This window comes from Labilibaculum sp., assembly GCF_963664555.1.
In the GTDB taxonomy this organism is placed as follows: Bacteria; Bacteroidota; Bacteroidia; order Bacteroidales; family Marinifilaceae; genus Labilibaculum.
In genome coordinates, this window is the sequence record NZ_OY761461.1 from 2,132,443 (window position 1) to 2,146,516 (window position 14,074).

A 14,074-nucleotide genomic window follows, 5' to 3' on the forward strand; every position below is an offset into this window, starting at 1 on the left:
TGCAGTGTTTTGAATTGCACCTTTCTAATTTTATTTCTATTTGAGTCTGTAATAAGGATTCTGATTTATTCAGGAATCTGTTGGCTTAAACAGTGCAATGTTCCAAAACCCCAAATTAAATCAATAGCACTGATGCCTATTATTTCTCTGTCAGGAAAACAATCGGCTATGATTTGTAAGGCAATACGGTCTTTACTGTCGTTGAATGTAGGAACAAGAACGCACTTATTTAGAATTAAAAAATTGGCATAACTGGCAGGTATTCGAATTCCATCGAATTCTAATTTGCCAGGCATTGGCAATTCCACAATATTGGGTTGTGTACCATCTTCCAGTCTGGCATTTTTTAATCTGGCTAAATTATCCTGCAAAGGCAAGTAGTTTGTATCCTCTTTGTTCGATTCAACAACCGTAATAATGGTGTTTTGGTTAACAAACCGGCACAAATCATCGATGTGTCCATGTGTATCGTCTCCGCCAATTCCATTTCCCAACCAAATGGTGTTTGTAATTCCCAAATATTCTTTAAAAACGGCTTCGTAATCTGATTTTGTAAATTCTGGATTTCGAACCTGAATTTTGGGATCCAGTAAACATTCTTCGGAAGTTAAAAGTGTTCCTTTTCCGTTGGTATCAATAGCTCCACCTTCCAATACAACAGGTTTTCCTTTGTAAATTGCTTGTGTTACAGGGATTTTTAGAAAGGCAGCTAATTTCTCAGGTACGGGTTTGTCTAATTGGAAATTTTTATATTTTGCCCAACCATTAAAGTTAAAGTTCAATGCCTCTCTCGATTCAGTTCCATTTTTTACGATAATAGGTCCAGAATCGCGCATCCAACTTCGATTCGTTTTATGTATTAAGTAATCGATATTCTCAAGATTCACATGAGCCGTTGCAAGCATGTCACTTACTTTTTGTTTTATTTTTTCATTGGCAACAACAAGTACTACCTGCTCAATACCGGCAATTTTCTTGATAAATTCAACAAATGCCCATTGTATCGCCTGATATTTTCCTGGCCAATCGTTCCCGTTGTGAGGAAAGCAAAGAATAATGCCTTGTTGTTTTTCCCATTCAGCCGGGAATCTTCTGTTTTGTGCGCTCATATTAATCAATTGCTCTTTTGGTAATTTCTCCGAATGCATCAATTCTTCTGTCTCTGAAAAAAGGCCAGTTTTGGCGAACATTCTCTTGTAAATCCAAGTCGACTTCAGCAATTAATATTTCTTCTTTATCATGAGAAGCCTGAGCTAATATTTCACCTTGCGGACCGGCTATAAATGAACCTCCCCAGAAAATAATCCCATTTGTGTCAGGAACATATTTTTCCAATCCTATTCGGTTTGCTGCAGCAACATAAATTCCATTTGCAACAGCATGACCTTTCATTACATTCATCCATGCGCCGTGTTGTTTTTCTCCAAACTCTTCAACTTCGTGCGGAGCCCAACCAATTGCAGTAGGATAAAATAAGATTTCAGCTCCCTTTAGTGCAGTTAATCTTGCAGCTTCGGGATACCATTGATCCCAGCAAATTAAGGTTCCTATTTTGCCCTTACTGGTATTTATGCTTTTAAAGCCTAAATCTCCCGGAGTAAAGTAGAATTTTTCGTAGAAATGGGGATCATCCGGAATGTGCATTTTTCGGTACAAGCCAGCTTCAGATCCATCGGTATCAATAATGTAAGCGCTGTTGTGATAGATGCCTGGCATTCTTTTTTCAAAAAACGGGACAATGATCACTACACCCAGCTCTTTTGCCAAAGCACTAAAAGCTGTAAATGAGGTACTGTACAAAGGTTCTGCTAAGGAAAAATTGTCAACATCTTCGCTTTGGCAAAAATAATGACTGTTGTATAATTCTGGTAATGATATTACCTCTGCTCCTTGTTTTGCAGCCTCTCTCACCCAGTTTAAACATTTTTTAAGGTTGTTTTCTGGTGTGTCGTTTAGGTTAAGCTGAATAACCGATACTTTATATTTTCTTTTCATCGTCTTTACTATTTCGGCATAAAAATAGTTCTTTTTATAAATCACTGGTGAAAAACAAGCTGAAATTTATAAAAGGAATTCAAATTTTAGCTTTTTGAGTTAATGAAATTAGTTTATTCTTAGATTACGGATTTTTCACCAAACTCAAAAATCACCTAAACGTCGGTGAAAATCTGCCAATTGTCTATTTAATGCCTTCAAAATAAGCTGTAACAGTAGTTTTAGGTTAAAATAGCAATATAGGTATGGAAAAAATAAAAACAAGTTTACTGATTGCCGGATTTTTGATTCTCACTTCAGGTATTACAGGTAAAGCCCAAAACAGAATATGGACTTTGGAGGATTGTATTAATTATGCTTTGACTAATAATATTACAGTTCAGAAAGCTGATTTGTTAAATAACAAAAATGAGCTTTATTCAAAACAGGCAAAAGCCAACCGATTGCCTTCACTGAATGCATCGGCGAACCAAAATTTTAACTGGTACAAAGGATTCGATTCAACAACTGGAGAATATGGAAGTAGTAAAGGTGCAAATAGCACCAGTTATTCTGTGAATTCAAATGTATCCCTTTTTAACGGCAATAAACTAACGAATCAGATTAAATCGGCAAAACTTGATTTAGAGAGTGGGCATTTTTATTCGGAAGAGGTAAAAGAATCAATAGGTTTAAATATCCTTAATGCTTATCTCCAAGTTTTGTATGCAAAAGAAAGCGTTAGTAATGCTCAAAAACAAATTGAATCAACGACAGAGCAGTTGGATTTGGCTAAAGAAAGGGTCGATCTAGGGGTGATTTCGATGTTGGATTATCTGCAGATAAAGTCTGAACTTGCAACCGAAAAATTAACTTTAGCCAATGCAAAAAGCGAATTGTATATGAGTAAAGTTTCACTCATGCAGTTGATGGAATTTTCTGTAGATATTAGTTTTGAGATAAGTTCTCCTGATTTGAACAGCATGTTGCTTGATTCCGGTCAGCCAGAGGTACAAGAAATTTATAGTCTGGCATTGGGTATTAAACCACAAATTAAATATGCTGAACTTAGTAAAGAAAGTGCTATGCTTGGCATCAAAATTGCCAAAGCGGATGCACTTCCAAGTCTTTCAATGAATGCTGGTTTGTCTTCAGCTTATTCCAGCTTAACAGCAGGTTCGGGATATTTTAGTCAGTTAAATGATAAAATAAATCCATCAGTTGGATTTTCACTATCTATTCCAATATTTCAGAAGAAACAAATTAAAACAAATGTGGCAGTTGCAAGCATATCAGTATTTGAAGCAGAGCTGGATCTTGTGAATACCAAAAACGAACTGCGTAAAAGCATTGAACAAGCTTGCGCTGATGTGGTCGTGGCTCAAAGCCGTTATATAGCTAGTCTGGAACAAAATAAATCGACTCAGGAATCGTATGATGTGACGAACGAAAAATACAAATTAGGGTTGCTTAACTCGGTGGATTTTTTGGTTCAAAAAACCAATCTGATTACTTCTGAAAGCGAATTGCTGCAATCAAAATTCAATGTGATTTTTAGTTATAAGCTACTCGATTTTTATAAAGGAATTCCATTGACACTTTAATCGTTATTGAGTAAAAACAGAAACAAAATAAATACATCATCATGAAAAAGAAATTTATATATATTGGATCAGTTGTGGTCGTTCTTGCCATAGTTTTTTTTGTATACAGATATTTTGCGGGTAATAAAACAGCTATAACAGTTGAAACTTCAAAAATTGAAAAGGGAACAATTAGTAATACAATTACTGCAACAGGAACACTTGAGGCTGTTAAAACTGTTGAGGTGGGTACTCAGGTTTCAGGTGTTATCGAGAAAATATTTGTTGATTTTAATTCGCAGGTAAAAAGAGGACAGTTGTTAGCTCTGTTGGATGAAACACCTTTGTTGGCGCAGTTGGAACAGAGTAAATCTTCGGTTGATCAGGCTGAAGCACAGGTGAAATATCAGAAAGCAACCTTTGAGCGTTACAAAGCACTGATTGTTAAAAAATTGATTGCGCAATCGGATTTTGATTTGGCTGAATACAATTATAGCAATGCCGCAGCGGGTCTGAATAATGCAAAATCAGTATACGACAAAAATAAAATTAACTTGTCGTATGCCAGAATTTATTCACCAATTGATGGGATTATTCTTGAACGGGCTGTTGACGAAGGTCAGACGGTAGCTGCAAGTTTTAGTACTCCAACTTTGTTTACGATTGCAAATGATTTGACTCAAATGCGTGTGGAAGCTAATATTGATGAGGCTGATATAGGACAAGTTTGTAATAATCAACGAGTTGAATTTACTGTTGATGCGTTTCCCTTGAAAAAATTCTCAGGTTTGGTTACCGAAATCAGATTGCAGCCGGTTGAATCATCTAATGTTATTACCTACACTGTAATTATTAATGCTCCAAATCCTGAGAAAATACTAATGCCTGGAATGACTGCTAATGCAACTTTTTTTGTTACTGAAGCTAAAAATATTTTACTGGTACCGGCAAAAGCAATTCGTTTTAAACCCGATTCTGCAGCATTAGAAAGTTACAATGAGTCTGTTTTGGCAGGAAATAAACAGATTGGTGAACGGTCAGAGCCCCGCATGGAATCAGGAGCTCCTAAATTTCAGAAATCAGACGAGAAAAGGCAAGTTGTTTGGGTTAAACAGGGTGATATCATTCATCCACAAAATGTCACATTAGGCGTTACTGATGAAATTAATTACGAAGTTGTATCTGGGTTAAAAGAGGGAGACGAAGTTGTGGTTTCAATGAATACTGAATCTGTAGTTCAATCCGGTTCAGCACCAGTAGCCAGCCAGAGTCCATTTATGCCTAAAAGACCAGATGGCAATAAAAAATCCAATAAGTAAACGGATATGAAACGTTCATGATTAAATGATTATTGACTACTTAATCATGGTAAGTTCCATCTGACCATAACATGAAAAATATAAACAGATGAAAACAATAATAGAAGTTAAAGATCTGAAAAAGGATTTTTACGTTGGTGAAATTACAGTGCGGGCTTTGAAAGGTATAAACCTTGAAATTAAACAGGGTGAATTTGTGGCTATTATGGGAACCAGTGGATCGGGAAAATCAACCATGCTAAATATTTTAGGTTGTTTGGATAAACCAACTTCAGGAGCTTATCTTTTGGATGGAATAAGTATGGGAGAGCTTTCGAATAATGAACTGGCAGTCTTGCGCAACCACAAACTCGGATTTGTTTTTCAGTCGTATAATCTTTTGTCGCGGACTACGGCACTTGAAAATGTTGAACTTCCTCTTTTTTATAACTCGAAAATTAAACCAAAAGAACGTCGCGAACGTGCTGAAGCTGCTCTTGAATCAGTTGGATTGAGCGATCGCATGCATCACATGCCAAATCAACTTTCGGGAGGGCAGCAACAACGTGTGGCTATAGCCCGTTCACTGGTAAACGATCCTGTTGTTATTCTTGCTGACGAAGCTACAGGTAATTTGGATACCCGAACTTCCTACGAAATTATGGCATTATTTCAGGATTTAAATTCAAAAGGGAAAACAATTGCATTTGTTACGCATGAGCCCGATATCGCTAAATTTATGACCCGTCAGGTTGTTTTTCGTGATGGACACATTATTCGTGAAGAAATTGTTACCAAACAAAATAATGCTGTTGAATTGCTTAATGCACTTCCTGAGGAAGAGCTCTGTTAACTGTAAAAATACATAGATATGAATTATACCAATTCAGTGAAAATTGCATTAAGTGCCTTAAGACGAAACAAATTCAGAGCATTCTTAACTATGTTAGGCATCATTATTGGTGTGGCTTCGGTAATTGTTATGCTGGCTATTGGGCAGGGTTCTAAGATGAGTATTCAGGCACAAATGTCGGATATGGGAACTAATCTTATTTTCGTGATGCCTGGAGGAGAGCAAAAAGGGGGTGTTCGCATGGGTAATAGTGATGCGCAAAATCTTAAGCTGTCTGATCTAGAGTTTGTTGAGAAGAATTGTCCTGCTATCAGTGATATTTCACCAGAAGTTCGTTCGAGTGGTCAGGCAGTTGTTGGCAATCAAAATTGGCCAACAACTATTTATGGAGTAAATAATAAATATTTTAGTATTCGTAAATATGCCATTGAATCCGGACGGAGTTTTACGGATAAAGAAATTCAATGTTATTCTAAAGTTTGTTTGGTCGGAAAAACTATAATCGAAAATTTATTTTCTGATAAAGACCCTATTGGTCAAACAATTCGTTTTGGAAACATTCCTCTTCTCATCATAGGAGTTTTGAGTGAAAAAGGAGAAAATGGGATGGGACAGGATCAGGATGACCTGATTATGTCTCCTTACACAACGGTTCAGAAAAGAATTTTGGCTATTACTCATATTCAGAGTATTGCTGCATCAGCAGTTAATGAGGAATTGAATGATGCAGCCATCAGTCAGATTACAGAATCGTTACGCACCAGTCATAAACTAAAAGAGGGTGAGGAAGATGATTTTCAGGTGAGATCTCAAGCTGAAATGGTTCAGATGTTTAGCTCTATTAGTGATGTGATGACTGCCTTGTTGGGTGCGATCTCAGGAATATCGCTCTTGGTAGGTGGTATCGGCATTATGAATATTATGTATGTTTCGGTTACCGAACGTACCCGTGAAATTGGTCTTCGGCTTTCGGTTGGTGGTCGCGGTAATGATATCCTGATGCAATTCCTGATTGAATCTATTTTGTTAAGTGCATTTGGAGGGGTTATTGGAATTACTTTAGGAATATTGGCTACTCAGATTACGGCGTCGGTTATGAACTGGCCGGTAGTTATTTCTCCTCTTTCGGTGATTATGTCATTTCTGGTTTGTTCTGCCATTGGTATTTTTTTCGGATGGTACCCTGCCCGTAAAGCTGCCAGCCTAAACCCGATTGATGCTTTGAGATACGAATAATACCAGCCGTTTGAGCGGATGGAAGGAAGGAGATAAAGTGAATATTCTAGTCGTCTGAATGGGATATTAAAATCTGTTCAAATCATTTTTTTTAGAGTAGCGGTTAATTATCTTTGGTAAAAATAAAATCAATGGCTAAAATTTTAAGCATATCTGATAAAAAAATCAGCGTAGGATTGCATGTTATTGCCTGGATTATAATTATCAGTATTCCATTCTATTTAAATAGTGCTTTTGACTCAAGTGACAGGCATCATTTGTATCAATTTTATGTGCATACTCTTTCTGCAGGATTTATTTTTTATGTTAGCTATCTTTGGTTGATACCAAGTTTTTTTCTTCAGGATAGAAAAGTAAGTTATCTTGTTATCCTTTCCGGATTGATTCTGGGGACCTACTTTTTGACTTCCTATATTAATGATACGATTCTTTTTGATTCGGTTCAGAATGCCAAATTTCAGGAAGTCATGAAAAAATTGACCGAAGACAATAATATACGGCCTCCGATGAAGGCTTTCGGGATTTATAACCACATTCTGGTTTCGTTTCTGATTTCGGGTTTTGCAATGGGGCTTGGTGTGATGAAAAAATTGAAACAGAATGAAGAAAAACAAAAGGAGCTTGAAAAGGAAAAACTAAACTCGGAACTGGCCTTCCTGAAAAATCAGGTTAGTCCGCACTTTTTCTTCAATACCCTAAATAATATTTACTCGCTAATTGGTATTGACGGGTCAACGGCACAGGAATCGGTGCTGAAACTTTCGAAATTGATGCGATATCTGCTTTACGAATCGGAACATGGCGAAACGCTAATGAGTCACGAAATAGATTTTATGAGCAATTACATCGATCTGATGAAGCTTAGGCTGAGTTCCAGAGTGGAATTACAGATCGAATTCCCGAAAGACTATACTGATTTTTCGATCCCACCATTACTTTTTGTTCCATTTGTCGAGAATGCTTTTAAGCATGGATTGAGTTACCGCGACCGTTCATTCATTACTATTGGAATGGAAATTGAGGATGACCAGATTCATTTTTATTGTGAAAACAGTGTTGGGCAAAGAGGTCGGGTGGATGATTTGCAATACTCGGGTATAGGTCTTGAAAATGTAAAAAAGAGGCTGAATCTTCTATTTCCCGATCAATACGATTTAAAAATCAGCAACAATGAACCAACTTTCAAGGTCGATCTGCACATTAAAAAATTGACAACATGAAATTGAGAGCTATTGTTATCGACGATGAACCGCTTGCCCTTAGTTTAGTGAGCGAATACATTAAGAAAACACCTTTTCTGGAATTGGTTGGTGAATTTGATCATCCGCTGGATGCGATTGATTTTTTATCGTTGCAACCGGTCGATTTAATTTTTGTTGACATACAAATGCCTGATTTGACAGGGATTGAATTTACACGAAGTCTTGAAGGTGCGCATAAAATTATTTTTACAACTGCTTACGAGAAGTACGCTCTTGAAGGTTTTAAATTAAATGCGCTTGATTATCTACTGAAGCCGTTTAGCTATGAAGAATTTCTTAAAGCGGCCAGAAAAGCGCATAAACAATGTGAATTGGAAATGGATGCACAACCAATCATTCAATCCAACAGTCAGTTTTTGTTCCTTAAGTCGGAGTATAAAATCCGTCGGATTAATTTTAATGATATTTTATTCATCGAGGGGTTAAAAGATTACATTAAAGTTCATACGATAGAAAATGAGAAACCAATTTTATCGCTCAATTCAATGAAGTCACTTGAACAAAAATTGCCGAAAAACAGATTTATGCGTGTTCACCGGTCGTATATTGTTAATCTTGATAAAATTGACACTATAGAGCGCAGCCGTATTATTTTTGGAAAGACATACATACCGGTGAGTGATATGTATAAAGAGAGATTTCAGGAATATTTGGATAAGAATTTTTTATAATACGCTATAAAACTGCCTGACTATTTTATTTCCAAATTTAATGTCCAAATCAACAAATTAAAGATGCTTGCAGATGGCTTTTATTTCTGTTTTAAATGAAAGAGTTTTTGTTGATCAGTGAATTGCTAATCGAACTTATATGAGTAGTGTCGGAATTCATTGGCATATGAATTGCGGTTATTCTATAAAAATAGAACTGATTTTCCTTAATTCCTCTTGTTTACTGGAGTTAAAGTCAGTGGTGAAAGGGGCTTTGTCCTACATAAATGTTGGATTGAGTTGGAGAATAGCAACAAAAATGTAAAATCACAGCACATGTCGATAGGAAATGCAATAAAATTCATAAAAAATTCGGATTTCGATTCCAGTTTTCGGAAATCGCTGTACAAATTAAATGGAATTACGGAATTTAAAGAGTTTCAGATTGCAGAGGATTTGGAGTTTTCGGATGCCGAATTTGAAGAGGCTTTTAATCATTTGCATTCTGAATGCCAGTTTGCTGAACAGGCAGATAATCTTTTTAATCTGAAACATTTATTTGAATTAATTATTGGTCATACAAAATAATACATCTATGAGTGCGATATATCGGGAATTAACAAAAATAAAAGAGTTGATAGAAGAGCTGGGGTTTACAATCTCTTATCCTTATGATGATTTGTTATTTGTAGACAGTAATGCCATTTTGATTCAGTTTAACGATTTGAAGAAAGATTCCTTTTTTGCATTTTTTAATGAAAGTATGAACGATGCTGTTACCACCGATTTGGAGGAGAAAATGAAAGGACTGGCTCTTATTAAAAAGCTTGAAATTAAATCGAAGGGGAGGTTTCAAATGAAGCAAAAGGAGGGGAGCCAGGAAGAGTTGGAGCTGGAATTTATTTCTTGAACGTTTCAACTAGATAATTTTCATCAATAAAATTTTGAAATTTTTCTTTGTACCGATCACTTATTGCAATGTAAACATCATTAAAGATGATTCGGTTTTGTTTAAATGAAAAATAATGATGAGGGATTAAAGGCAATCGGGGAATTGGATGAGTATGATCACGATATACTCGTTACTGTTTTGAAGAAAACAAATACGAGATCTGATATACGGAATTACGGTGATATAAGATAGTTAGCTGTTGCTTGAAAATATAAATGGCCATCTGTTTCAGATGGCCATTATTAGTTAAATTTGACTTGTTGAAGGTAGAGAATTATGAAAATTCCAACCATGAACTTCCGTCTTGATATTCATCAACACTTGAAATTGAACAATTGTTGTGGTAAGAATAGATCAGGTTGTTAATGTCTTGCTGAAGAGAAGACAAACAGTTTTCAATTAAGTCTTTTCTGAATCCTTTTTCAGCAAGATCAATTACTAATCCTGCCGATATAATTCTACCTATAGTTCTTCCTAAATCAACTAATTTGCGTTGTGGCAAGTCGGTGTTTAATGAAAAATCCGTTTGCTTTTTAAAGAATTCGGATGCTTTGCTTGTCAAGTCGAAGTTTTTTAGAAATTGAAACAAGTTGAATTCTTTTTTCTTCTTCATTAGTTTGATTACCATTTCTGAGATTTGAGTGTAGAGCATTTCATTTGCTCCTTCAAAAATTTGAAATGGGCGACTATCTACAATTCCTCTGCCACCAATATGACTGAGGCGATAGCCTTTTGCTCCTGAAAGTTGAACAAGTGTTTGAGCAGATTCCTGCATTAAATCAGTCACAATGGTTTTCACACTATTGGCCTCAATTCCATCGGCAGAAAGATCATTTTCTATGCTGCTTTTTGTGCTGCTTCTGGAACAAAATGCCGAGCATATGGTGAAGGCACTTTGGATTTTAGAAATTTGAAATTGTACCTGATCGTAAGAGATTAAGCTCTTGCCGGCAACTATTCTGTTTTTACATTGATCCAAAGCTTCATCCATCATTCTTTTTATAAAACCGAGTCCCATACCTGGGAATTGCATTCTGCTCCGGTGCAAAATATCAAGCATCATTTTAATTCCTGTAGTTTCAGGATTTAATTTGAAATTTTTAGGTATTTCTAAATCCAGCTTGTTTTTTCCATAAGGAATCATGTATAGGCCGAGGTTGTCGTAGTATTCCTCAACAACAACTTGTTGGTTTTTTTGAGTCACATCGCAAATAAAAAAATCGATATCTCTGCCCAGTTGTCCATCCTGCTTTTGATGACGGGATGTAATCAGCCAATAATCGGCCAAACCGGTAAGTCCTTGCCAATGTTTCGTTCCTTTAATATGAAAACGATCGTCCTTCTCAGTGTATGAAGTTTGCATATTTAAAGCACCACTGCCATGTTCAGGTTCAGTAATCATTAAACCTCCCATATTTTGTTTGGTAAGGAAGCGTTGAAAAATATCTTTTTTTACGATCTCATTTGCATATTTGGCTACAGGTTCCAGAAAGAGACCTATATTAATTCCAAAGGTTAGCGATAAAGGAAGAGATTCATATGCTGCAGAGGCTAATATGCCAAGACATTCTTTTACTTTAATGCCACGTCCACCATAGCTTTCAGGAATTGCTACCGAGAAAGGATTTCCAGACATAATCTCCCTCATTACCAAGGGGGGCAAACCGCGTTGCGAACTAAATTTATCAATGTCATCCCGTTCGTGAAATACAGATTTAAGAGTCTTTTCAAAAGCCTGTATGTATTCAGAAAAATTTGTACTCATGTTTTTTGTTTGGTTAATTTATTCTACTTCAAAGGGAAGCAGGTTATTTGCTTTAAACCACAATTAGACCATTGTAATAGTGGTCACTTATTTTAATTAGGATTTAGACGCAATAAAAATAAGCTAAATAAACGAATTTAAAAGACTTGATGATCTTTTATTTCCTTTTTGTGAGAGATTATCTTTCAATATTGAAAGTGTTTGATCTTCATTTAGATAAATAGTGGCTAAAGCTTTGATAAAAATCTAAAGTAGTTATTGGTTAGTTGTATTCATTTTGGGAATATACTTACAGATGCTTTTGGTCTTTATCCCTGACTAAAAAAAGTAAGTTGACTGTTGGTTAAATTTTCTATTTGTTGTTTGTGGATCCGTATTTTTATTATTTTACAATGCTACTTATATTTTTTAATTGTTTGATTGTTAGTGTAATATAGCAAATTTTAAGGAGATGATCATAACATCTTTATCCATATTTTTTTTAATTTATTTAACCTTTTTTAGGCTAAATATCTCAAGGCTCATCTCATAATTTGGTGCTTTGCAACAAGATGTAAAATATTTAAAATTTAAAAAATTCCTGTTTTGGGATCATATACTAATGGATGAGTTCAAGCTTAATTCGTTTAATAAATATGTGCTTAAATAAATTCATCAGGAAGTGATAAAATATAATATTCCGGGAAAGGTATTTTTGCAGGTAATAAAATTTGAGCATTACTGCTTTGAGGAAGCTTTAGTTAAGGTTAAAAGGAAAATAGCTTGTTTAGGGATTGTAACATCATTGCTACTGTTCGGGTTTTAATTTATAAAAATGGGTTGATATTTGAAACTGAGAATTCTCTTGCCGGAATTTTTGATTCTGCTATAGGTAAAAAAGATGCAATGATTGGACCGATGGGTTTTTGCCGGTTAAGGTTTAGTCTATTAAATTTTAATTCCCCACCGTTATAAGCTAAGTGTTTGCGGTTTTTTTTTTTGATTGCTGTTTATTTTATTGTTATTGTGTTAATGTGCTGACAATCAGAGTTGTGATCTTTTGTTTAAAATGATTCTTGTATTTGGAGTATGGTTATTTTATATTTTTTGTACTTTAGCGCCGTTAACGCACACGGAGAAAGAAGTAACCCTTTTTATACCTGTTAATCAAACAGAGCAAAAAGTTAATCTGTTTTGATGATTATAGATATACAATTTTGTGTTTAGGATTTAATGATAATAGGAATTAGCTATGAATAAAAAAGTAATCACTTTTGGAGAAATCATGTTACGATTGGCAACACCTGATTACAAACGTTTTTTACAAAACAACACATTTCATTCTACTTATGGTGGTGGCGAGATGAATGTATCTGTGTCATTAGCAAATTTTGGAATTCCAACGGCCTATATTACCCGTTTACCTGAGAATGATATTGGAAAATCATGCAAAGAAAGGCTAAATGAATTTGGTGTGGACACGCGTCATATTGTTTTTGGCGGGGAACGTTTGGGTATTTATTTTCTGGAAACAGGTGCTGTGGCCAGAGGTTCTAAAGTGGTTTACGATCGCGCCAATTCGGCATTTACTGGATTTACAAAAGGCATGATTGATTGGAGTGATATATTTCAGGATGCGGGCTGGTTTCATTGGACGGGTATTACGCCTGCTATTTCTTCAGGTGCTACTGAGGTATTGGTAGAAGCACTAACGAAAGCAAACGAAATGGGAATATGCGTATCCTGTGATGTGAATTACCGCAGCAAGCTTTGGAAAGAGGACAATAAGGTGGAAGAAGTAATGCCTGACTTAATCGCTAAAACGAACGTGCTGATAGGAAATGAGTTTGATGCAGGTAAGGTTTTGGGTATTCAGACCAATTTGCCTGCAGATGCTGAGTATTCAAATGAAACTTTTGGTGCTGTATCAAAACTTTTGATGGAAAAGTACCCACGACTTGAAAAAATCATTACTACTCGACGAGGAACTATTAGTGCAAATCACAATAGTTGGGTGGGAATAATGTTTGATGGAAATCAGGTGTTGGAATCATTAACTTATCAAATGACTCATATTGTCGATCGTGTAGGCGGTGGGGATGCGTTAATGGCTGGATTAATTTATGGTTTCCTTACTTATCCCAACAATTCTCAAAAAATAATTGATTTTGCTGTTGCATCCTCATTTTTAAAACACACAATTTCTGGTGATGTGAATGATGTTAGCGTAGAAGAAGTGGAACAGTTGATGAAAGGGGATTTGGGCGGTAAAATAGATTGGTAGCAAACTTTCTTAAAATACATTATTGTTTTCGAATATATTGGTCTTGAATCCGTAGGAGCAAGTGTTACGAGCTTTTACAAACCCTAATCGGGCTCTCATTTTTGGAATATGTTTTTATTTTGAGCATAAAAAAAAACTCATCAATTTCCTGATGAGTTTTCTGTGAACGCGGAGGGATTCGAACCCCCAACCTCTACGGCCGTAACGTAGTGCACTATCCAGTTATGCTACGCATCCT

Annotated in this window: 12 protein-coding genes and 1 tRNA gene; 9 read left to right on the top strand and 4 right to left on the bottom strand. The window is 35.7% G+C overall.

Annotated elements, in window-relative coordinates:
• Positions 1-65: 65 nt before the first annotated feature.
• Both ACKU4N_RS08415 and ACKU4N_RS08420 read right to left on the bottom strand, forming a co-directional pair.
• Positions 66-1,190 carry an agmatine deiminase family protein gene (locus ACKU4N_RS08415; protein ID WP_321322406.1) on the bottom strand — a complete coding sequence of 375 codons (1,125 nt, stop codon included), beginning with the start codon at positions 1,188-1,190 and terminating at the stop codon, positions 66-68.
• Positions 1,111-1,995, bottom strand: a complete 885-nt coding sequence (locus tag ACKU4N_RS08420; RefSeq protein WP_321322407.1) for a carbon-nitrogen hydrolase — start codon at positions 1,993-1,995, stop codon at positions 1,111-1,113. The genes ACKU4N_RS08415 and ACKU4N_RS08420 overlap by 80 nt, the downstream gene beginning before the upstream one ends.
• Before the next feature lie 245 nt (positions 1,996-2,240).
• Between ACKU4N_RS08420 and ACKU4N_RS08425 the strand changes: the two genes are divergently transcribed.
• From ACKU4N_RS08425 to ACKU4N_RS08460, 8 genes are all read left to right on the top strand, one after another.
• Complete coding sequence (locus ACKU4N_RS08425) at positions 2,241-3,578, top strand: TolC family protein (protein ID WP_321322409.1); 1,338 nt, start codon at positions 2,241-2,243, stop codon at positions 3,576-3,578.
• Between the two features lie 41 nt (positions 3,579-3,619).
• Positions 3,620-4,876: an efflux RND transporter periplasmic adaptor subunit gene (locus tag ACKU4N_RS08430; RefSeq protein ID WP_321322411.1), complete on the top strand. Its 1,257-nt coding sequence runs from the start codon at positions 3,620-3,622 to the stop codon at positions 4,874-4,876.
• Positions 4,877-4,964: 88 nt separating this feature from the next.
• A complete protein-coding gene (locus tag ACKU4N_RS08435) occupies positions 4,965-5,708 on the top strand; it encodes an ABC transporter ATP-binding protein (RefSeq protein WP_321322414.1) in 744 nt (247 codons plus the stop codon).
• Positions 5,709-5,726: 18 nt separating this feature from the next.
• Entirely contained in the window at positions 5,727-6,944 is a 1,218-nt protein-coding gene (locus ACKU4N_RS08440; RefSeq protein WP_321322415.1) for an ABC transporter permease, read from the top strand.
• A gap of 131 nt (positions 6,945-7,075) precedes the next feature.
• Positions 7,076-8,164 carry a sensor histidine kinase gene (locus tag ACKU4N_RS08445; protein WP_321322417.1) on the top strand — a complete coding sequence of 363 codons (1,089 nt, stop codon included), beginning with the start codon at positions 7,076-7,078 and terminating at the stop codon, positions 8,162-8,164.
• Complete coding sequence (locus ACKU4N_RS08450) at positions 8,161-8,877, top strand: LytR/AlgR family response regulator transcription factor (protein WP_321322419.1); 717 nt, start codon at positions 8,161-8,163, stop codon at positions 8,875-8,877. The genes ACKU4N_RS08445 and ACKU4N_RS08450 overlap by 4 nt, the downstream gene beginning before the upstream one ends.
• A 315-nt stretch (positions 8,878-9,192) precedes the next feature.
• The gene (locus ACKU4N_RS08455; RefSeq protein WP_321322421.1) at positions 9,193-9,444 is read left to right on the top strand and encodes a hypothetical protein; all 252 of its coding nucleotides are present in this window, start codon (positions 9,193-9,195) and stop codon (positions 9,442-9,444) included.
• Positions 9,445-9,451: 7 nt separating this feature from the next.
• Complete coding sequence (locus tag ACKU4N_RS08460; RefSeq protein ID WP_321322423.1) at positions 9,452-9,766, top strand: hypothetical protein; 315 nt, start codon at positions 9,452-9,454, stop codon at positions 9,764-9,766.
• Positions 9,767-10,082: 316 nt separating this feature from the next.
• Here the strand turns inward: ACKU4N_RS08460 and ACKU4N_RS08465 are convergent, their stop codons facing one another.
• Positions 10,083-11,573 (bottom strand): acyl-CoA dehydrogenase family protein, encoded by a 1,491-nt coding sequence (locus ACKU4N_RS08465; RefSeq protein ID WP_321322425.1) that lies wholly within the window; start codon positions 11,571-11,573, stop codon positions 10,083-10,085.
• Positions 11,574-12,804: 1,231 nt separating this feature from the next.
• On the opposite strand from ACKU4N_RS08465, the gene ACKU4N_RS08470 reads away from it, so the two are divergent.
• Positions 12,805-13,836, top strand: a complete 1,032-nt coding sequence (locus ACKU4N_RS08470) for a PfkB family carbohydrate kinase (protein WP_321322427.1) — start codon at positions 12,805-12,807, stop codon at positions 13,834-13,836.
• Between the two features lie 163 nt (positions 13,837-13,999).
• Here the strand turns inward: ACKU4N_RS08470 and ACKU4N_RS08475 are convergent.
• A tRNA-Arg gene (locus ACKU4N_RS08475) sits at positions 14,000-14,073 on the bottom strand.
• Position 14,074 lies beyond the last annotated feature (1 nt).

Bases quoted from the DNA above. Each gene is read 5' to 3' on its own strand.
- ACKU4N_RS08415 (WP_321322406.1), bottom strand. From the start codon at position 1,190: ATGTTCGCCAAAACTGGCCTTTTTTCAGAGACAGAAGAATTGATGCAT.
- ACKU4N_RS08420 (WP_321322407.1), bottom strand. From the start codon at position 1,995: ATGAAAAGAAAATATAAAGTATCGGTTATTCAGCTTAACCTAAACGAC.
- ACKU4N_RS08425 (WP_321322409.1), top strand. From the start codon at position 2,241: ATGGAAAAAATAAAAACAAGTTTACTGATTGCCGGATTTTTGATTCTC.
- ACKU4N_RS08430 (WP_321322411.1), top strand. From the start codon at position 3,620: ATGAAAAAGAAATTTATATATATTGGATCAGTTGTGGTCGTTCTTGCC.
- ACKU4N_RS08435 (WP_321322414.1), top strand. From the start codon at position 4,965: ATGAAAACAATAATAGAAGTTAAAGATCTGAAAAAGGATTTTTACGTT.
- ACKU4N_RS08440 (WP_321322415.1), top strand. From the start codon at position 5,727: ATGAATTATACCAATTCAGTGAAAATTGCATTAAGTGCCTTAAGACGA.
- ACKU4N_RS08445 (WP_321322417.1), top strand. From the start codon at position 7,076: ATGGCTAAAATTTTAAGCATATCTGATAAAAAAATCAGCGTAGGATTG.
- ACKU4N_RS08450 (WP_321322419.1), top strand. From the start codon at position 8,161: ATGAAATTGAGAGCTATTGTTATCGACGATGAACCGCTTGCCCTTAGT.
- ACKU4N_RS08455 (WP_321322421.1), top strand. From the start codon at position 9,193: ATGTCGATAGGAAATGCAATAAAATTCATAAAAAATTCGGATTTCGAT.
- ACKU4N_RS08460 (WP_321322423.1), top strand. From the start codon at position 9,452: ATGAGTGCGATATATCGGGAATTAACAAAAATAAAAGAGTTGATAGAA.
- ACKU4N_RS08465 (WP_321322425.1), bottom strand. From the start codon at position 11,573: ATGAGTACAAATTTTTCTGAATACATACAGGCTTTTGAAAAGACTCTT.
- ACKU4N_RS08470 (WP_321322427.1), top strand. From the start codon at position 12,805: ATGAATAAAAAAGTAATCACTTTTGGAGAAATCATGTTACGATTGGCA.